13 protein-coding genes are annotated in these 19983 nt (G+C 37.0%); 6 read left to right on the plus strand and 7 right to left on the minus strand.

Going from position 1 to position 19983, the window contains the following annotated elements; genetic code table 11:
- The first annotated feature begins 839 nt into the window (after window positions 1-839).
- The 3 genes from BTO23_RS03045 (at window position 840) to nspC (ending at window position 6253) form a co-directional block, all read left to right on the plus strand.
- The gene (locus tag BTO23_RS03045) at window positions 840-3746 is read left to right on the plus strand and encodes a pyridoxal phosphate-dependent class III aminotransferase (RefSeq protein WP_105062906.1); all 2907 of its coding nucleotides are present in this window, start codon (window positions 840-842) and stop codon (window positions 3744-3746) included.
- 13 nt (window positions 3747-3759) lie between these two features.
- Entirely contained in the window at window positions 3760-5004 is a 1245-nt protein-coding gene (locus BTO23_RS03050) for a carboxynorspermidine synthase (RefSeq protein ID WP_105062907.1), read from the plus strand.
- A 115-nt stretch (window positions 5005-5119) separates the two neighbouring features.
- A complete protein-coding gene (nspC, locus tag BTO23_RS03055) occupies window positions 5120-6253 on the plus strand; it encodes a carboxynorspermidine decarboxylase (protein ID WP_172794743.1) in 1134 nt (377 codons plus the stop codon).
- A 68-nt stretch (window positions 6254-6321) separates the two neighbouring features.
- On the opposite strand, the gene BTO23_RS03060 is transcribed toward nspC, so the two are convergent.
- Together BTO23_RS03060 and yccS are read right to left on the minus strand one after the other, a co-directional pair.
- Complete coding sequence (locus BTO23_RS03060) at window positions 6322-6819, minus strand: glycine cleavage system transcriptional repressor (protein WP_061013856.1); 498 nt, start codon at window positions 6817-6819, stop codon at window positions 6322-6324.
- Between the two features lie 139 nt (window positions 6820-6958).
- Window positions 6959-9127, minus strand: a complete 2169-nt coding sequence (gene yccS, locus BTO23_RS03065) for a YccS family putative transporter (protein WP_061030083.1) — start codon at window positions 9125-9127, stop codon at window positions 6959-6961.
- A 197-nt stretch (window positions 9128-9324) separates the two neighbouring features.
- On the opposite strand from yccS, the gene helD reads away from it, so the two are divergent.
- Window positions 9325-11388 (plus strand): DNA helicase IV, encoded by a 2064-nt coding sequence (helD, locus tag BTO23_RS03070; RefSeq protein WP_105062908.1) that lies wholly within the window; start codon window positions 9325-9327, stop codon window positions 11386-11388.
- Between the two features lie 73 nt (window positions 11389-11461).
- Here the strand turns inward: helD and BTO23_RS03075 are convergent, their stop codons facing one another.
- Entirely contained in the window at window positions 11462-11917 is a 456-nt protein-coding gene (locus BTO23_RS03075; protein WP_060991337.1) for a methylglyoxal synthase, read from the minus strand.
- Between the two features lie 67 nt (window positions 11918-11984).
- Entirely contained in the window at window positions 11985-12980 is a 996-nt protein-coding gene (gene torT / locus BTO23_RS03080) for a TMAO reductase system periplasmic protein TorT (protein WP_105062909.1), read from the minus strand.
- A gap of 74 nt (window positions 12981-13054) precedes the next feature.
- Here torT and torS point away from each other — a divergent pair, with 74 nt between their 5' ends.
- Complete coding sequence (gene torS / locus BTO23_RS03085) at window positions 13055-15931, plus strand: TMAO reductase system sensor histidine kinase/response regulator TorS (protein ID WP_105062910.1); 2877 nt, start codon at window positions 13055-13057, stop codon at window positions 15929-15931.
- Between the two features lie 126 nt (window positions 15932-16057).
- Complete coding sequence (locus BTO23_RS03090) at window positions 16058-17698, plus strand: methyl-accepting chemotaxis protein (protein WP_105062911.1); 1641 nt, start codon at window positions 16058-16060, stop codon at window positions 17696-17698.
- Between the two features lie 80 nt (window positions 17699-17778).
- Here BTO23_RS03090 and BTO23_RS03095 read toward each other — a convergent pair whose 3' ends face one another.
- From BTO23_RS03095 to pstB, 3 genes are all read right to left on the minus strand, one after another.
- Window positions 17779-18411 (minus strand): YccT family protein, encoded by a 633-nt coding sequence (locus tag BTO23_RS03095; protein WP_061002801.1) that lies wholly within the window; start codon window positions 18409-18411, stop codon window positions 17779-17781.
- Between the two features lie 72 nt (window positions 18412-18483).
- Window positions 18484-19074 carry a porin family protein gene (locus BTO23_RS03100; RefSeq protein ID WP_060991833.1) on the minus strand — a complete coding sequence of 197 codons (591 nt, stop codon included), beginning with the start codon at window positions 19072-19074 and terminating at the stop codon, window positions 18484-18486.
- A 158-nt stretch (window positions 19075-19232) separates the two neighbouring features.
- Entirely contained in the window at window positions 19233-19982 is a 750-nt protein-coding gene (gene pstB / locus BTO23_RS03105; RefSeq protein ID WP_060991332.1) for a phosphate ABC transporter ATP-binding protein PstB, read from the minus strand.
- Window position 19983: the final 1 nt, after the last annotated feature.

Consider the following 19983-nt stretch of genomic DNA (forward strand, 5'->3'; position numbering starts at 1 on the left):
TTAAAAAGCCCAATCAGAAATGATTGGGCTTTTTGACGTTTTCAGCAGAGTAAAAAAGAGACTCGATTCATAATCTCAATAACTAGCACTAAGCTGGTAGGTGCAACCTTGCTCAGGTCGAGCTCACGCTGCTCTAGTTCCTTTAAATAGAAAGCAGAAGCTCAATTAGAAATGATTGGGCTTCTTGACATTTATAGCAAAGTAAAATGACTCTATAATTGTCAGAAATAAGAGTTACTTGATAAAGACCATTATTACCGATTAAATCACTTAATGGCTGCGTTAAAAAATAGTATTGCAGAATAACTACTTATCATATTCTACCCTAAGCGATTTTTCCTGTGTAATAAATAGATCATCCAGTTAATTACATTGGTATAAGATCTAAATGATAATTCTATTATGAAAAATCATTGCTATATTATGAACAGATATGCTATTTTCGTTCACAATCTCGGAGTCGCTCTGGGGGAGACGCGTTTTACTATCAAAGAAAGTAGTAAATACGTAGGGTAGGTATCAGCAAGAGTATTGTTGATAGAAGGGATACTAGTGACAAAACGTCACGTTTATGGGAAACCCAACAGTGAACGCATTTAAATTACACACCACAATCCGCTTTATTTTTCCAATCTGTCCGGTTCTTGAAGCTAGAAGCATTACTGAACCTTGAATCTCTGAAAAATCATAGCCATTACTTGGCTTAACTTCCATAAGCACATTGCTATGGAATGCATTTTTACATCTTAACTTTCTTATCCTTTAGTTTTTGGCATTTTTTTGTCAAAAAAATAGCATGATTAAGTTAAAGGAATATATGATTTTTCAAGGTTAGAAAAATGAGTACACTTTTTGATGTCAATGCTGACATTGTAATACCAAAATTTTCAGTTGAAATTCCTATCGTCGATGAACTTTATGACTTAACTCCAGATCATCACGTTGTTGAACAATCTAAAAATGAATCCAAAGTCCGATCCTATCCTCGTCGTTTTCCAATAGCGATACAACAAGCATGTGGTGCACTAGTTGAGGATACTCGAGGGCAAATTTATTTAGATTGTCTTGCAGGAGCAGGTGCTCTCGCACTAGGTTATAACCACCCCGAAATTAATCAAGCACTTAAGGAGCATATAGATTCAGGCCTACCGTATCAAACACTAGATATAACCACCCCTGTTAAAAATAAATTTATTCAACAGGTTAAATCATTCTTACCTTCTTATTTTTCAGAGTCTTCGGTTATTCAATTTTGCGGACCTTCCGGAGCAGATGCTGTAGAAGCAGCAATAAAGTTAGCAAAGCAAACGACAGGTCGAAACACTATGTTTGCTTTTCGTGGGGCTTATCATGGTATGACTAATGGCACTATGGGATTAATGGGTAATCTCAGTACAAAAGTCCGTCGAACGGGTTTAATGTCAGATGTTCATTTTATGCCATTTCCATACGATCTCCGCTGTCCTTTTGGTATCGGAGGAGAGGTTGGTGCGAAAGCGAGCATTCGCTATATCGAACGTTTATTAAATGACGATGAATCAGGAATTATGAAACCTGCAGCCATGATCGTCGAGCCCATCCAAGGAGAAGGTGGTGTTATTCCAGCGCCAGCATTTTGGTTAAAAGAATTACGTAGAGTCTGTAACGAACATAATATTCTATTAATTCTTGATGAAATTCAATGTGGTGTAGCTAAGTCGGGGGACAACTTTGCATTTGAAGAGTCAGGGATCACGCCTGATATTCTTTGCCTATCGAAAGCTATTGGTGGTGGATTACCAATGTCATTGCTTGTATTTAACAAGACGATAGATACTTGGAATGCAGGAGAGCACACGGGAACCTTTAGAGGAAACCAGCTTGCTATGGTATCAGGATCAAAAGCATTAGAGATAATACAACGTGATAATTTAGTAACTAAAGCGCAAGCTGTTGGAGAGTATTTTAAAAAAGGATTGCAAGCAATTCAACAGCGAGTCAGTTGTATTGCTGAAGTGCGTGGTCGCGGCCTTATGTTGGGTATCGAGATCCAACAAAGAGACGGAAGTAAAAATAAGTTTGGAGAACCAAATAGTGATGGTGAACTTACATTAGCGATTCAACGGGCTGCCTTAGAGCGTGGACTTATGATTGAAAAAGGAGGTCGAGATGGGTCCGTTCTTCGTTTCTTACCTCCCTTAATTATTAGCCTTGAACAAATAGATTTTGCGTTAAAAGTACTAGAGAAAGCCATTATTTCACTCATGCCTGAAGAGCAATATGAGCAATATGAGCAACATAAGCAAGATCCGCAAGACAGTTGGAAGCAACATTTCATCCAAACTGGTGAAGGAGGATCTGAACAATTCCTCACGATGCTAAACCACACTAACAAAGCACTGTCTTCTGTATTTGAAAAGATAGATAAGCCTTACTCTGGACTTGAACCTGCACTGCTTGAACAAGCAATCCATAACATTGATTTCGATAGTAAGCCAAATAACTTGCGTGATGTTATTGATCACACAATCAATTTGGTAATCAAAAACGCCATCTTTGTCCAGCATCCTCATTGCATTGCTCACCTTCATACACCACCATTATTATCTGCAATTGCTGCAGAGGCGATGATAGCGGCTTTAAATCAATCAATGGATTCTTGGGATCAAGCTTCATCTGCAACTTACGTCGAGCAAAAAGTGATTAATTGGGTTTGTGGAAAATACCAGTTAGGTCATAAGGCTGACGGTGTTTTTACTAGCGGTGGTACACAAAGCAATTTAATGGGGTTACTGCTTGCTAGGGATTGGATTTCCGACAGAATGAGCGATCATTCTATTCAACAAATGGGCTTACCTGATTACGCAGATAGGTTGCGAATCATATGCTCTAAAAAATCACATTTTACTATCCAAAAATCAGCCTCTTTATTGGGTTTAGGGGAGAGTTCAGTATGTAGTGTTGATACTAATGGTAATGGGACGATTAATATCGATTCATTAGAAAAAACGCTTCATGAATTAAAAGAAAGTGACTTAATTCCTTTTGTATTAGTAGGAACTGCAGGGACGACGGATCATGGTGCTATTGATGATTTATCGGCTCTTGCTGATCTAACTCAAACAGAAGGTATGTGGTTCCATGTTGATGCTGCTTATGGTGGTGCGCTGGTATTAAGTCGCCATAAGAAGCGTTTGAACGGTATTGATAAAGCAGATTCACTCAGTGTTGATTTTCATAAACTGTTTTATCAAACAGTCAGCTGTGGTGCGTTATTAGTGAAAGATAAATCACACCTTGGTTATTTATTACATCATGCTGAGTACTTAAATCGAGAAGAGGATGAACTGCCTAATTTAGTTGATAAGTCGATTGCGACAACGAAACGATTTGATGCGCTAAAAGTCTTTATGACAATGCAAAGTGTCGGGCCAGATCAGCTAGGTAAAATGTACGATCATTTGTTAGACCAGACGCAACAAGTCGCTGAATTAATTACTCACCGTGAGGGTTTTGAATTACTGGAAATACCTTCATTAACAACCATTTTATTTCGAGTTAAAAATAAAAATATCAAAGAGTTAAATGGTTTTAACAAAAAGCTGAGAGTTGAAGCATTAATTCGTGGAATTGCAGTGTTAGGTGAAACTGTTGTGGATGAAAAGACGGCGTTGAAATTCACCATATTAAATCCATGTTTAAAGATCAGTGATTTTGAGTCTTTATTAGAGAAAATTGAAAATTTAATAATTGAATTAGAAAAATAAGGGTAAAACTATAATGTCTATTCTACAAATTGGCGCTGGTGGCGTTGGATGGGTAATTGCACATAAAGCAGCTCAAAATAATGACACTTTAGGTGATATTACGATTGCGTCTCGTACCATTACAAAATGTGAAAAGATCATCGAATCGATTAAAGGTAAGAATAACCTAAAAGATACGACGAAAAAGTTAGAAGCAAAAGCCGTAAATGCAAATGATATTGACGCACTTGTTGTTCTTATTGAAGATGTTAAGCCTGATCTTGTCATTAATGCAGGTCCTCCATGGGTAAATATGTCTATTATGGAAGCGTGCTACCAAGCAAAAGTCTCGTATTTAGACACATCGGTAGCCGTAGATCTATGCTCGGAAGGACAACAAGTGCCTGAAGCCTATGATTGGCAATGGGGTTACCGTGAAAAATTCAAAGATGCAGGTATCACTGGCATTTTAGGTGCTGGTTTTGATCCCGGTGTAGTTAGTGTATTTGCTGCCTATGCGGTTAAACATCTGTTTGATGAGATTGAAACCATTGATGTAATGGATATTAACAATGGTGATCATGGTAAAAAGTTTGCAACCAATTTTGATCCTGAAACTAATATGTTAGAGATCCAAGGGGATTCTTTCTATTGGGAAGATGGAGAATGGAAGCAAGTTCCGTGTCATACACGTATGCTTGAGTTTGATTTCCCTCATTGTGGTAATCATAAAGTTTATTCAATGGCACATGATGAAGTGCGCTCCATGAAAGAGTTTATCCCTGCAAAACGGATTGAATTCTGGATGGGTTTTGGTGACACCTACTTAAATTATTTTAATTGTATGCGTGATATTGGTTTATTAAGTCCTGAACCACTGACATTACATGACGGTACGGTTGTTCAACCTCTACATGTATTAAAAGCGTTATTGCCAGATCCAACCTCTCTTGCTCCCGGTTATACAGGATTAACTTGTATTGGAACTTGGGTGCAGGGTAAAAAAGACGGTAAAGAACGCAGTGTATTTATTTACAATAATGCGGATCATGAAGTGGCATATGAGGACGTAGAGCATCAAGCGGTCTCTTATACTACAGGTGTACCTGCAATTACTGCAGCATTACAATTTTTTCGTGGTAAATGGGCTGATGCTGGTGTTTTCAATATGGAACAATTAAATCCTGATCCGTTTCTCGAAACGATGCCAACAATTGGCCTGGATTGGCATGTGCAAGAGTTAGTGCCAGGGCAAGCAAAGATCAATACGTTAAAATAAATTAGGTTCTGATAATAACGTCTGAAGCTAGATAAATAACCATGGTTGATGTGATGAAACTGAATATCACATTAACGTTGTTAAATTAGTAGAGAACATAATCATGACGGCTCAATTGAATAAGAATAACTTAAAAACCCCTTATTTTATGATTGATGAAAAGAAGTTAGTTGCTAATCTCGAAGTAGCTAAACAATTAAAAGAGCGATCAGGGGTCAAGTTAGTATTGGCATTAAAATGCTTTTCGACGTGGGGTATATTTAGCATCATTAAACCTTATCTTGACGGTACAACAAGCAGTGGTCCTTATGAAGTTAAATTAGGTCATGAAACTTTTGGTGGTGAAACCCATGCTTACAGTGTTGGCTATAGTGAAGATGATGTAAAAGAAGTCGTCGATATTTGCGATAAAATGATCTTTAATTCGCAATCGCAACTTACCGCTTATCGACATTTAGTTGAAGGAAAAGCATCAATAGGGCTTCGTTTAAATCCCGGAGTCAGTTACGCAGGCCAAGACTTGGCTAACCCTGCTCGTGAATTTTCACGTTTAGGAGTACAAGCTGATCATCTTGATCCTCAAGTGCTTGAGAATATCAATGGTGTTATGTTCCACATGAATTGTGAAAATAAAGACGTAGATGCATTTTCATCGTTATTAGATTCGATTTCAGATAAATTCGGTGCTTATCTCGATAAGCTAGAGTGGGTAAGCTTAGGTGGCGGAGTATTCTTTACATGGCCAAGTTATGATGTTGAAAAGCTCGCTTTTGTCTTAAAAATGTTTTCAGAGAAACATAAAGTACAACTGTACCTTGAGCCGGGCGAAGCGATCATTACAAAAACAGCGGATCTTGTTGTGAGTGTGGTCGATATTGTTGAGAATGGTAAGAAAACAGCCATAGTTGATTCTGCAACAGAAGCACATCGTCTTGATACCTTAATCTATAATGAACCAGCATCAGTATTAGAGTCTTCTGAGAATGGAAAATACAATTATGTGATTGGATCTTGTTCATGTTTAGCGGGAGATCAGTTTTGCGAAACGCAATTTGAACAACCATTAGAAATAGGTCAGAAGTTACACCTACTAGACAGTGCTGGTTATACCATGGTGAAGTTAAATTGGTTTAATGGTTTGAAAATGCCATCCATATACTGTGAGCGTGCGACAGGAGAGATCGAAAAACTAAATGAATTTGGTTATGACGATTTTAAACGTTCATTATCACAATGGGTTGTAAACTAACGTTTATCTTTGTATATAAAAATGGCAGCATATTAGGCTGCCATTTTAATTATTTACGTAGTGTTTAGCTAAATAACGGTAACAACCATATCATTACTTAGTGCCTCAATTTCGGCAGCTAAGTCATCAATATTAGCACTAATTGGTAATTTTAAGCTTAATGTTGCCGTAAATACGCTGCTTCCATTTGCTGGAACCCCAATTCGATGGCTATCCATATCGATCAATTCAATTGATTCTTTCTGCAAGATATTACTAATATCATTAACGATCCCTGCTCGGTCTTCCGCATCGACTTTTAATCTTGTGTGTTGATGTTCAACAATCGTTTCTAATGCATCAGTGAAAGTGACCAATAAGTCATCTTGCGATGCAAAATAATCTTGTACTGCTTTTTTATGGTTTGTTGGGACTTCTATTTTTATTACCGCTGAGATATGAGCATCAAGGTAATGAACTTTACTTACTAGCCATTTTCCTCCTTCCTCATGGGTAACAGAGGCGAGTTGTTTAATTAAATCTGGGCTAGCAATTCCAACAAAAGCAGCAATAAATACACTTTTCATAGTGAGGCCTCCAACTGAGTTAGGGTGTTCTTTTATTAAAAAGTATCTCTAACACCAGTGTAGACGCCTCGTTCTAAAAAAAATTGATAAACATCAAGTTATCGATAAGCCAAAAAGATCCAGTTCAAACTTTAGCCTTCTATTTTTTCTCTGTTACTTGAGTGCCTAATGTTGCTGATAATGCATGCATTTCAGGTAAGATTTGATGCATTAAATGCAGTTGTTGTAATACCATTTTTACTGAGTTTTCATCTTCATCACGCCATTCTGATAAACGTTTCTCAATGCTTTCTTCAGCGACAATATTTAGTTTTTCACTGCACTCGGTATTACTCAGTTGGCATTGAATTTGATTCAAATGCGAATGAATAATACGGTGTGATTCGGCAACTAATTGATGGGTTTCTTCATCTTTTAATCGTACTCTATGGGCTCCAAGCGCTGATATATAGCTTAGCATTGCATGGCATAAGCAAAGAAAGCGGAATGATTCATCCACTGCGGTTTGGTATTTCCCAGGTTCAATCAACATATTACTAATGGCTGAACTGAGGGCCGCTTCATTGTTATGAGCTTGTCTACGAGACAATCGATATTGCAGAGAATCTTTTTTTCCTGCTCGATACTGAGCAATAATATTTGATAAATAATCTTGATGGGCATGAACGGTATCAGCCATTACCTTGTGCAAGCGTTTAGATTGCCAATCTGGCAAGATGTAAGTCACGGCAACTACAGCTAGGACGCAGCCTACGATTGTATCTCCCAAGCGAGGAAGTATTACCGCGTAGCCTTCGCCTAATTGGTTGAAACAGAACAAAACCAAAATGGTGATGAATGCTGTAGCAAAACCATAATTTGCAAGACGGAAAGCAAAAAAGAGCACACCAGCAATGACCATTAAGACTAACTGACTATCAAGTGAAGGGAACAAGACTAACAGTGCCGTCCCTGCCAATAAACCAATAAGTGTTCCAGCGACGCGAGCAACGAGTTTTTCTTTGGTTGCACTGTAGTTTGGTTGGCAAACAAAAAGCGTGGTTAATAAAATCCAATAACCACGGTCTAAATCAAATGCTTGAATAATTCCATAGCCAGCAGTCAATGCTAATGCCATTCGAATTGCATGGCGAAATAGAACGGAATCTGTTGTTAGATTCGCTTTTAATCGTTGCCACATTGCTTTTGGTGTATGTGCGCCTTGATCGGCTAATACTGTATCTTCTTCTGTTTCTAAGCTGCGTTCAGGATTACTGATATTGGCAAACTGACGTTCAACGGTAGCGAGATTATTAAATAAATATTCCAATTGAATCACTGATAAGCGCCATTCTGGTCGCTGTTGTTCTTTTAGAGCAATAAGTGACTGTTGTAGTTCATCTAAAGCAAAGATAGAGGTTTGAGCGTGTTGGTAAGGTAAACCAAGAGATAAACAGCGAGCAACTTCTTTACAAGCCTCTGATTGGCTATGTAATAAATGCTTAAAGCGAAAGAGAATATCACTTCGGTTAAATGTATTAGCAAGGTCTTGATAGCGATAATGACTAGAGCTGACTCGCTCATGGATGTCTTGAGCAATAAAATAAATTTTTAGAAAGCGATCGCTTGCACCAACAACATGGCCACCTTTTGCTCTCGTTAATAAAGATGCTTTACTGTTATTCAATGCCGTCACCATTTGCGCGTTATTTTTTGCTTCTTGAAGACGGTAAGGCTGAGGTATTAGATTTGTGACGGGATGAAACAACTCACTTTTGCTATTCAAATAAGTCGCCATTGTTTCAAAAACGGTGGCTAAGTTTTGTTGTACTGGTTGTAAAGGCCAGAAAATTTGCCAAGTCAATGAGATTGAATAGTACCAAGCTGCTCCACCGAGAAGAAGCATCGGTTGATACCAAATATTAGGGCTTTCAGCTGCACCTAACATGGTGTAAATAGCGATGAGTAAGGAGCCAAATGCGATACTTGCGTAGCGAGGACCTAAAGCTCCCAGCATAATAAAAGAGAACGTTGAGCAGAAAAGACCAATTGCAAATAAGACGGGGGTTTTAAAAAGAAGCTCAATAGAGAAAGCTGCAATAGCAAAGCAAATAAATGTTAAGAAAAGAGCTTTTAATCGACCAGATAATTTATCGTCAGTTTCTGCTAGTGCTGCAGCAATAATTCCTAAAATTAATGGGGTAATAGCGGTATTTTGTTCTAGGTACCAACATGGTATAACGGCACCCACTAGAGCGATTAATACACGGACACTAAAATTAATGGTTTTATTAGACCAATATTGACGAAAAAGTTGGTGATAGCTCACGATAGGTATTATCTAATTTATGGAAAAAAGCCATCATAACAAAGTCCTATTGAGAAAAAAGTAGCAGAGAGTAGATCATTGTCTTAATACTGATCTGGGACAACAAAAAAAGAACCTGATATCCTATCCCTCTTCCAGACATTTATGGGTGTATAAATACACTCATCAATACAATTATCTTTAGGTAGTATCGAATCATGCAGATAAAAGCAACCACCTTCGCTCAGTGGTTAGTTCAAGGTGACTATTATCAACTTGAATTAGAGCAAGAGCAGCTGTTGTTTACTTCACATAAGTTCCAAGTATCTGTTCCATTTGATAAATGGAGTGGCAAGGTTACCTTTCAAAGAGGGTTGGTTTGGAGTTCTCTGTGTTTTTATAACCGTAATGAACAAGTCGCATGGCGTGTGTCTGGTTTACCTTGGCAAGAGTGTGACGCCATTATTAATACGGTATTAAATTCATATGCAGATTGGAAAGAATCTAAAATAGCGATGCTTAATCAACTTAAACCACAAATGTTGGATTTAGTTGAAGAGTTTAGATCTCAGCGCCGTTTTCTTAAGCAAACAGAAGCCTTGTTGATGGTTGAAAAGCTGTATGATTTATTTGAACAAACAAGGCTTTCTATTCCGCTTGCTGAGCAACTTCAACCAGATTGTATTGCCCCTGTTCTAGATTGGCTTACCGATCCTGAATTACAGCTAAAAGTTCTTAATGACGATTGGTTAGAAGAGCAAAAAACAGAGTGGAAAGCCTTTTTTTCTGAATGTGAATCTCAACCATTAAATGAATCTCAGCAAAGCGCACTATTGTTAAACGAAGATCATACTTTAGTTTTAGCAGGCGCAGGTTCTGGTAAAACAAGCGTGTTGGTTGCTCGAGTTAATTATCTAATTGAAAGTGGTCAGGCGCAGCCTGATGAAGTGTTATTACTTGCCTTTGGTCGTCAAGCCGCTCAAGAGATGTCAGGCAGAATCATTGAGAAATTAGGTGCGGATGTTGGCCAAAAAGTAAAAGTGGCTACGTTTCATCAATTGGGTTTAGAAATTATCCGTCATGCTGAATATCAACAACCTAAGCTTTCTTGCCTTGTTACTGATGTAAAAAGCCGGAAAGAGTGGTTTATTCATGTGCTTGATTCTGAGTGGAAAAATGCGACAGCAACAAACCGCTGGAAAAAACATCTTAAAAAATGGCCAATTGCCTACCTTCGTGGTGATGTTGATTTAAAAGAAGAATCACATAATGAGAAGCTTCAAGAGTGGTTGTATAAACAGATTTGCCAACTTAATGCATTGCAATTGGACAAAAAAACAATTCTAGAAAAGATAGAATCGCATGTTGATGTTGCACGATTAAAAAGTGAATTAAATATCGTGTGGCCATTTTTTAAAGCGTATGAGCGAACGTTAAAACATGAAGAGGCGATTGACTACGAGCTGATGATCTCAAAAGCCAAGCAATACATAAATGATAAAAAATATGCTTTGCCTTGGGCGTTTGTTATGGTTGATGAATACCAAGATATTTCCCCACAGCGATTAGATTTAATTGAAGCTATTTGTCATAACGAAAATGCGCGTCAAGAAAAAGCAACCTTATTTGCGGTAGGTGATGATTGGCAGGCAATTTATCGTTTTGCTGGTGCAGATGTATCGTTAACAACAGGGTTTGAAAAACGTTTCCAATCGACCCAAATTGCACATTTATCGACGACATACCGCTTTAATGATCAAATTGGTGCGGTGGCAAATAGGTTTATTCAAGAGAACCCAATGCAGCTTAAAAAAGAGCTGAACAGCTTTACTAAGCAAAAACGAAAAGCAGTGAAAGTGATTGAGCATAATTCAATTGAAAAAGAATTACTGTCACTGTCGAAGAATAGTAAAACTGGAGATAACGTACTCATTTTGGGACGAAACCACAATCATAAACCTGACTGTTTTGAAGAGTGGAAAACATTTTATCCTGGGTTAAACCTAGAATATAAAACGTGCCATTCGAGTAAAGGTACTGAAGCTGATTATGTGTTTATCGTTGAAATGACAGACGGGCAGTTTCCAATGAAAACTCGAGCAGAGTCATTAGACGGTGCATTACTTCCTCATGAGGAGGAATTCAGTTATGCAGAAGAACGTCGTTTATTTTATGTAGCATTAACAAGAGCAAAGAAAAAAGTCTGGATCGCATATCACGGTAAGCCTTCTCCTTTTGTTCAGGAAATTGTCGATAAAGACTATCCCGTTATTATTGAATAGCAGTATATTTTTTATAAAAAAAGCCCTTACTTAAGGTTAAGTAAGAGCTTTATTTTTTGTAATTAGATTGGAATTATAAACGTTCAGCTAAATATGCAGCGTAATCTGGGATCTCAATCTTAACTTCTTTTGTCATGTTTGGAGATGTGATCATTAGTTTTGCGCTAGCACGATTCATCGCTACAGGAACGTTCCATACTGTTGCTATGCGTAGTAAGGCTTTTACATCTGGATCATGAGGAACCGCATTTAATGGATCCCAGAAAAAGATCATCATATCAATCTTACCTTCTGAAATTAAAGCGCCTAATTGCTGATCTCCCCCCATAGGTCCGCTTAATAAACTTTTAATCGCTAACCCGGTTTCTCTGCTAAGAATGTTTCCTGTCGTGCCTGTAGCAAATAGAAAATGACCTTGTAATGCTTCCTTGTTTTCTGTAACCCAACGTAAAAGCTCTGGTTTGTAATGGTCATGAGCCACAAGCGCTATATTTTTATGGGCAGGGATAATCCGTGTTGTTTTTTTCATTAAAGGTTCCTTAATTATAATTTTCTTTAACTTACTACTTTTACATCTCAACTAAATGACACTGCAACTAAGGTTGTGCAGCTACAAAAAACGTAGGGCGGTATTCCGCAGGAGAGAGAGAATCGAGTAATACATTTTTTGGTAAATGGTTTGGTGTTAATGCTTCTATCTTTGGAGATAACCTAAAAGGTAGTGGTTTATTATTTAAGTATCCAATCGCCTGTTGAACACTCAATCTACCTTGTAAAACCATTTTATCAGTAGGAGAAAATAGCACACGTTTACGTAATAAACCGCGATATACCGCATGACTTAGATAAGTAGATACTAATCCAACTTCATTTTGCATTTTTCTACTAGCAAGTTCACTGATGGCAACCTCAATTGCCACGGCTCCACCTACTAAATAATCTAGTTTTTCACTTTGAAGCGCATCTTGAATAAGGTTGCGCTGTAACTCTTTACTGTTATCTCCCCAGTAGGTCGCACTGACTACAATATCACTTTCTTTTATTGCGTCATTAAATCCTTTCGTTACAGGTTTTGTTCCGCCACGAGTTTTAGGTCCTGGTAGCCAACCAATATAAGTGATACCAGAGTCTTTAGGGTGCCTTTTAGCTAAAAACTCTCCCGCTTTATAGCCCATGTCGTACCAATCTACACCGACTTCACCAAGATGAATGGGGGGCAGAGGAGGTAATGAACTCGTTAATTGATTTACGGTAGCTAAGATAGGTATCCCTGAGGTTAATCTTTTTAAATCATGTTGATAAATAATAGGGTCAACAGTACCTAAAAGAATAGCGTCAGCACCAATAGATACGCATTGTTTGATCTGTTCTTTTTGACGATCAATATTAGGGTAACCACCTGACTCATAAACGGTTAATTCAATATTGTTACGTTTTGCTTCTTCAACCATGCCGTAATTGACAGAAAGCCAATAAGAGTCTTTTAAGTGTGGGTAAATAGCACACAATTTCCATGATTCTTTTGCGTGAGCAAGAGGAGATAATAAGATGGAAATTAGTAAGATAGCTATGGAATGAAAAGTAAGTTTCATGGTCTCTTCGCACTGACTTTAGGTTGGTGATATGATACTCGCATTACTTCATTTTCTAAAGTGTATTCAAGATTATGTTATTTGCTTCTACAGGGATAGGTCGAAAGCTATTTCTTACTTTTATGGTGATGATTGCTCTTATGGCTTTTGGATCTGTTGTTGGTGTTCTTGGTTTTTCTTATGTTGAAAAAACAGAAAGAACAGTAATAGATTCTGCCATTCCTGCAGTAATTGAAGCTCGATATATCTCTGATTTGAGTACAAAAATAATCTCTACTTCTCAATTACTTTCTCAAGTTGATTCAGAGGAAGATCGAAAAAAATATGGGCAAGAGCTATTTACATCGATTGAAAGCTTATATGTAAGATTGAAAGGATTAGGGGTTTATCCATTTGATAAGGCTCTATTAACTCGTTTAGATCATCAAGTACAAGAAATTGTTGATAACTTAGCAACGATGGGAAATAACGTCGGTGAGAAAGTTGTCCTGCACAGTCTGATTCAAAATAAAAGTCAAAAGCTAACAAAAACAGCACTTCAATTAGAAGAGTTAGCTCGTTCGCAAGTGCTTAACTCTAATACTATTACTATTGCCAATGTTGTGAAGATCTATGATCTCGTCGAAAACAACGATAAGAATGCAGTATATAAAGCGTTAGATACGTTGGTGGAAATAGACCTTGATTTAGCGGAACGTTTGCATGAATTGCGTTTGCTTACTTTTAAAGTTGTTAATACCATTGATGATGCTAGAAACAGTCATAGCATTGTTAATGTTGAGAAATTACGCCAAGACTTCAATCGGGACATGACAATTATTACGCGTCGTGTGCAGGCTGTTGAAGATCCAAGTAGAACAAAACAAATGCTTGCGCTAGCAAATAACCTCACTAAAAGTGAACGCCTTTTTAATGAGTTGATTCAATTAGTTAATATAAACCAAAAATTGAAATCATTAAGTGATGAAAATATTCATCAATTTCAGGAGTTAAACTTAACTATTGCACAGTTATTAGAGCAAGCAAACGATGTAACACAGCAAGCCGTTGCTGATGTGAACTTTGTTTTGAAAGTTGTGCAACAACTCCTTATATCAATCACATTATTGGGTTTATGTTTAGTTATCTACATTATGTGGCGTTATGTATATGCTCGCGTAATTATGAGACTCAATCAATATGAGCAAGCTATTACCGACGTCGCTAATGGACAATTAGACATAGAGCTAGATACATCAGGAGATGATGAATTAGCTCAAATGGGACGTTCTATTCTAGTAGCTAGAGATACCGCGCAAGAGCTTCAAGATTATAAAGACAGCTTAGAATTACAAATTGCTCAAAGAACTCAAGAGTTAAAATCGAGCAATGAACGTTTAAATGTTGAAATTATTAACCATGACAAAGCTCGTGATTTAGCGGAGCAAGCCAACCGTGCTAAATCGGCATTCTTAGCTACGATGAGTCATGAAATCAGAACGCCGCTAAATGGTGTACTTGGAACGGGTGAATTATTGCGTGGAAGTGGGTTAACAGCACAACAGCAACAATATGTAGATATTATTAATCGTAGTGGTGAGAATTTACTCGATCTACTTAATGATATTTTAGATTATTCAAAAATTGAGGCGGGTCATTTATCTATCCGTCGTATTAACTTTAATGTTCATTCGATGATCACCGACGTGCATCATTTATTTAGTTCAAGAGCCCAACAAAAAGGTATTACACTTGCTTTTGATGTTCCTGCCGATATACCAGCGTGGTGGATGGGCGATTGCACTCGAATTAGACAAGTGCTGAACAATTTTGTCGGCAATGCCGTTAAATTTACTCATACCGGTAGTGTGACAATTCAATTACATGTCATTTTAGATACTACATTATTGTTTGAAGTTGTTGATACTGGTGTTGGTATTGCAGAGCATGAAATGAGCAGCTTATTTGAAGCGTTTACACAAGCTGAAGAGGGCCAGAAAGTTTATGGCGGAACAGGGTTAGGTCTAGCGATTAGCCAGCGTTTAATTGAAGCAATGGATGGCGAGATAGGTGTAGATTCAAAAGAGGGGCTAGGAAGCACATTTTGGTTCTCTTTAGAGTTGGAAGAAGGGCATTGTATTACCGCTCATACTGAAGATAGTATGGTTCCTGATGTTGCGCCTGCTCATATTCTCCTCGTCGAAGATAATCCTGTTAATCAAATGGTTGCGGTTGGTTTTCTAGAGCGTTTAGGTCATAGGGTTACAGCAGTAGATACCGGAAAATTTGCGGAAGAGGCATTAAAAAATAACCAATTTGATATGTTACTTTTAGATATTAATCTACCTGATACCGACGGTGTGACTTTACAAAAACGATTACGAGAAATAGAGCAACAGAAAGAAAATAATATAAAGCATACACCGATACTCGCTGTGTCTGCACATGTATTTAGTGAGGATGTGGAAAGCTATTTGGCTGCTGGTTTTGATGGATTTTTAGCTAAACCTCTTATTGAAAATCAATTGATTAAAATGTTAAACCGTTTTTTAAGTGATGCCTATCCGATTAAAGAGTTTGATATATCCCAAGAAATATTTAACTCTACAATGGATAGCATCACTGTTAAGGAAATTGATATGGTTTTAAATGAAAAAGTACTTAAAAGTGATCTTGCTGTATTAGGTGAGATTAGAATGCTTAAAATTATTGAATTATTTAGACAATCCTCTAAAGATAATTTAATTCAACTGCAAGATGCGATTGTTAATAAAGAGGCTTATCAAGTCAATCAGTTGGCTCATAAGCTAAAAGGATCTGCGGGCAGTCTTGGATTAATGCAATTACATACACTTTGTAATGTTTATGAAGAAAGAGGAAAAGAGGGGGATTTATCTGAATGCAGTGAGATTGAAATCGCTCAGATTTACGAACTCTCAATAGGTGCATTAAATAATTTCTTTAATAATTGAAATTAACTTTATAAATATCAATGGTATGAGTGAACTTTATTTGCCTCTCATATGGATTTGATCAATTTATATTTATTGATATTTGGTATAGTCCGTTGAATTATTTTTATTTCATATGGATAGGTTATGAAGTTAGCAGGACGTTTATCAGTAAAAACAAAAATAGCATTGCCAATTGTCGCCATTGTTTTTTTATTCAGTGTTATTTCAACGCTTAATGTAATGAAGCTAAATGAGCAAGCGGAGGTTAATTATAAGTTAATCGAGCTTGTTCAACCAGTAAATGAATCTTTAGAAGATGCATACCGAGATCTTTATCAAGTTACCGCTGCAGCACAAGGATTTATGCTTTCAACAACGAAGGCAGAAAGAGAACACCACACGTTTGAGTTTAAAGATAACGCCTATAAAGCGATTCCTCGCTTAAAAAAAGTAGAAACTTTATATCAAGAAAATATCCTTCCTTTAAATACTCAATTTGAATTAACAACGTTAATTAACGCGGCTGAAAAATGGGTCTCACTTTATGAACCTTTATTCTCAGATCCTGATAATGCTCAATTTTATTATCAAGAAAATAGTGGTCAGTTAGAAGATCAGTTTAAGATCATGCGTAAGCAACTAAAATCAATTAGTAAGTTGATTATGAGTGAGCAGGTCAAACTAGGAGAGCAAAGTCATTATGGGATCAATTCAGGTAAAATAATTTCTGAGATTGGTGCAATTAGTGCTGTGATTTTTGGCTTATTTGTTATTTGGTTATCAATTAACTGGATTGTGAAACCAATTCAGTCATTAGAGCTGGCAATGTCAGAAGTTGCTTCTGGTGATGGAGATCTAACAAAGCGCATCGCGGTTACCTCAAGTGATGAAATTGGTAAATTGGCACAAGCGTTTAATTTATTTGTATCAAAGATTCACGGCACGGTTTCAGATGTGATTGTATCGTCTAATACCGTTCGTTCAGAAATGGATAATATTCAAGTATTAACAAACAATATCGCTAAATTTTCTTCAAGCCAGCAACAAGAAAGTGAAGTGGTTGCAGCTGCTGTACATGAAATGCAAGTGACGAGTAATACGGTGAATGAGAATGCCAATGAAGCGGCGCAAGCAAGTTTAGGAGCAACAACAGAAGCCAATACGACAGAAGCTATTTTGCAGCAAACCGTAGTATCGATTCAAGGATTGGCCAATGAGATCACTCAAGCAGGTACTGTAATCCATACTTTGGATAGTGATGTATCAAATATAGCGTCAATTTTAGATGTCATTAAAGGGATTGCAGATCAAACTAATTTATTAGCGCTAAATGCAGCAATAGAAGCTGCACGAGCTGGTGAGCAAGGGCGTGGTTTTGCGGTTGTTGCTGATGAAGTAAGAGCGTTAGCAAGTAAAACACAAGACAGTACTGGTGAAATTCAAAAGATGATTGAACGCTTACAAGCGGGAGCGAAAGAAGCGGTAGTTGCGATGGAATCGAGTACTAAAAGTGGTAAAGAAACGATTGACCTAGCAAGTGAAGCATCAAAATCATTAGATCAGATAACAAGAGCGATTGTTATTATGAATGATATGAATACACATATAGCAACAGCAGCTAATGAACAGAGTCATGTTAGTGATGATGTTAATTCGAATGTACAGCGAATCGCCGATAATAGTACCCAGATGGTGCAGATGGTGAATCGTTCAGAAAGTTCATGTCTTTCATTATCAGAGCAATGTGAGAGACTTGATGGTTTAGTTTCTCAATTTAAAGTGTAATTTTTAAATTTAAGTGCTTATAAAAAATAGCCCACAATGATTGTGGGCTATTTTTATGTCTATTGATTTGTATGGAGCGTTTATTTATTTTGTAATAAGTAGGCGGAAAAACGTTCTTGCGTCTCTTTATCTGCTTTTTCATACCAGTAATGCAGCATTTGTTCAGCAGTGTTTTGGCCTTGCTCATTTTTAATTTCTTTATGAGTTACAGTTACCATGCCTTCTTTAAATGCGGCAGGATCATTGGTGCTATTGAATTGCGCTAGTTCAAATTGAATATTTCGGCCAACTTGAACACCATTATGGATAAGTTGTGACTGGGCATAAGGGATCGCTGCATTGTTTTGATCGATAAGTTGCCAATTTAAGTCAGTATTAAAGGCTTCTGCTTTTTCTGGCGAATTATAGGTTGGAAATTTAAAGGTGATCTCTTTATCTGATGCTGAGAATTTAGAAATAATAATATCGCTAGAGACGATGATATTATCTTTACCTTGTTTAAATACTGGGTTGTATCTAAATGCAATTTGGTGCTCGCCGTTTTCTAATTCAAGATTTGATGAAGTAGAGAAGAAAGAACTTTCTAATTCAACTTCTTGATTGTCAACCAGTAGTAGCTCAACATCTCCAGGAATAGTCAGTTGGATTGAGGCATTTGCACTTACTGAAGTAAGAAGACAAATACTGGCAGCAAAGAGAGAATTAATTTTCATTTAAGTACACCTAATCATTATTATTAGATTAAGTGTACTCAGATTCTAGTAATAAATAAACGCCTAACTGAATTAGAAATTATACGTTAATCCGAGATAAGTGGTCCCAAAGTCATATCCAATACCATCCATAATAGCACGTGCTATGTTGTGACCTGCTGTCAAAGTGAAATGTGTTGTAAAGTCATATCCAGCTTCAAAACCATAAGATAGGCCTAAGGCGCTTCGGCTTTGGGATCCTTTTCCTTTAAAACCTTTATTCCCTTCTTCTAAGTAAAAATCAATATCCATATCTAAGTAGTAATAGCCATAGCCAAACATACTGGTAATAAAGAAATCAGATTCCAATATATAAGCTCGGTATTTTAAATTAGCACCGAAAAAATGGGCATCAATATGGCTTCTTGCAAATTCATTATCTTTCTTCCAGTCGTAATCAAAACTGCCCATATTGTTATATTCAAGTTCAACAGACATATAAAATGTATCTGAAATTGGGAAATCATAACCTCCTTTAATGTTATAGCCACGATCAAGGTCTGTTTGAACCCCAAGAAAAGTCACTGAAGACTCTTCGAGATTAGTTGTTATGTAATAGCCTGATTTGTCAGCTTGTACAGAAAAAGAAAATAATATAAATGATATAAAACTCAATAACTTCATGTAATTATCCGTAATATCTATGTAGTTATCTTTATTATTCATAATTACTATTATAAATCCACAAATATAACAAATAAATTACAATTTATAACAAAAAAAGCCCCTAACTAGTAGGGGCAAAAGTTTCCATCGCTTTTGTTATAATTCAAAAAATAGGATTAACCAAAGTCACCATTTACGTAACCCTGAGTACGATCATCTTTTGGGTTTGAAAAGATAATATGAGTATCGTTATGCTCTACTAATTCGCCCATCAAAAAGAAAGCAGTTTTATCTGAAATACGACGAGCTTGTTGCATAGAGTGAGTGACGATAACAATCGTATAATCTTTTTTAAGTGTTTCCATTAACTCTTCAATTTTATGTGTAGCAATTGGATCCAGTGCAGATGTAGGTTCATCCATTAAAATTACATCTGGTTCCATAGCTATAGTTCGAGCAATACATAAACGTTGTTGTTGGCCGCCAGATAACCCAAACGCATGAGATTTTAAACGGTCTTTTACTTCATCCCAAAGAGCGGCACTGCGGAGTGACTTTTCTACAACAGCATCTAAATGCTTTTTATCTTTAACGCCTTGAGCTTTTAATCCATAAGCGACGTTTTCATAAATACTCATCGGGAATGGATTTGCTTTTTGGAAAACCATACCTACTTTGATGCGTAAATCAGCAACGTCAATATTACCGTAAATGTCATTACCATCTAGATTTACTAATCCAGTAATTTTTACACCTTCGATGAGATCATTCATGCGGTTCAAGCAACGTAAAAGGGTTGATTTACCGCAACCAGAAGGGCCGATCAGTGCAGTTACTTGCTTTGCTGGGATCGGTAAGTTAATGCTTTTTAGTGCTTGGTTTTGACCGTAAAAAAGATCTAGGCTTTCAATATTAAATTTGTTCATT

Source organism: Aliivibrio sifiae, from assembly GCF_002954715.1.
GTDB classification, from domain to species: domain Bacteria; phylum Pseudomonadota; class Gammaproteobacteria; order Enterobacterales; family Vibrionaceae; genus Aliivibrio; species Aliivibrio sifiae.

Coding starts and splice junctions, on each gene's coding strand:
- BTO23_RS03045 (WP_105062906.1), top strand. CDS start 840: ATGAGTACACTTTTTGATGTCAATGCTGACATTGTAATACCAAAATTT.
- BTO23_RS03050 (WP_105062907.1), top strand. CDS start 3,760: ATGTCTATTCTACAAATTGGCGCTGGTGGCGTTGGATGGGTAATTGCA.
- BTO23_RS03060 (WP_061013856.1), bottom strand. CDS start 6,819: ATGAAAAGTGTATTTATTGCTGCTTTTGTTGGAATTGCTAGCCCAGAT.
- helD (WP_105062908.1), top strand. CDS start 9,325: ATGCAGATAAAAGCAACCACCTTCGCTCAGTGGTTAGTTCAAGGTGAC.
- BTO23_RS03075 (WP_060991337.1), bottom strand. CDS start 11,917: ATGAAAAAAACAACACGGATTATCCCTGCCCATAAAAATATAGCGCTT.
- torT (WP_105062909.1), bottom strand. CDS start 12,980: ATGAAACTTACTTTTCATTCCATAGCTATCTTACTAATTTCCATCTTA.
- torS (WP_105062910.1), top strand. CDS start 13,055: ATGTTATTTGCTTCTACAGGGATAGGTCGAAAGCTATTTCTTACTTTT.
- BTO23_RS03090 (WP_105062911.1), top strand. CDS start 16,058: ATGAAGTTAGCAGGACGTTTATCAGTAAAAACAAAAATAGCATTGCCA.
- BTO23_RS03095 (WP_061002801.1), bottom strand. CDS start 18,411: ATGAAAATTAATTCTCTCTTTGCTGCCAGTATTTGTCTTCTTACTTCA.
- BTO23_RS03100 (WP_060991833.1), bottom strand. CDS start 19,074: ATGAAGTTATTGAGTTTTATATCATTTATATTATTTTCTTTTTCTGTA.
- pstB (WP_060991332.1), bottom strand. CDS start 19,982: ATGAACAAATTTAATATTGAAAGCCTAGATCTTTTTTACGGTCAAAAC.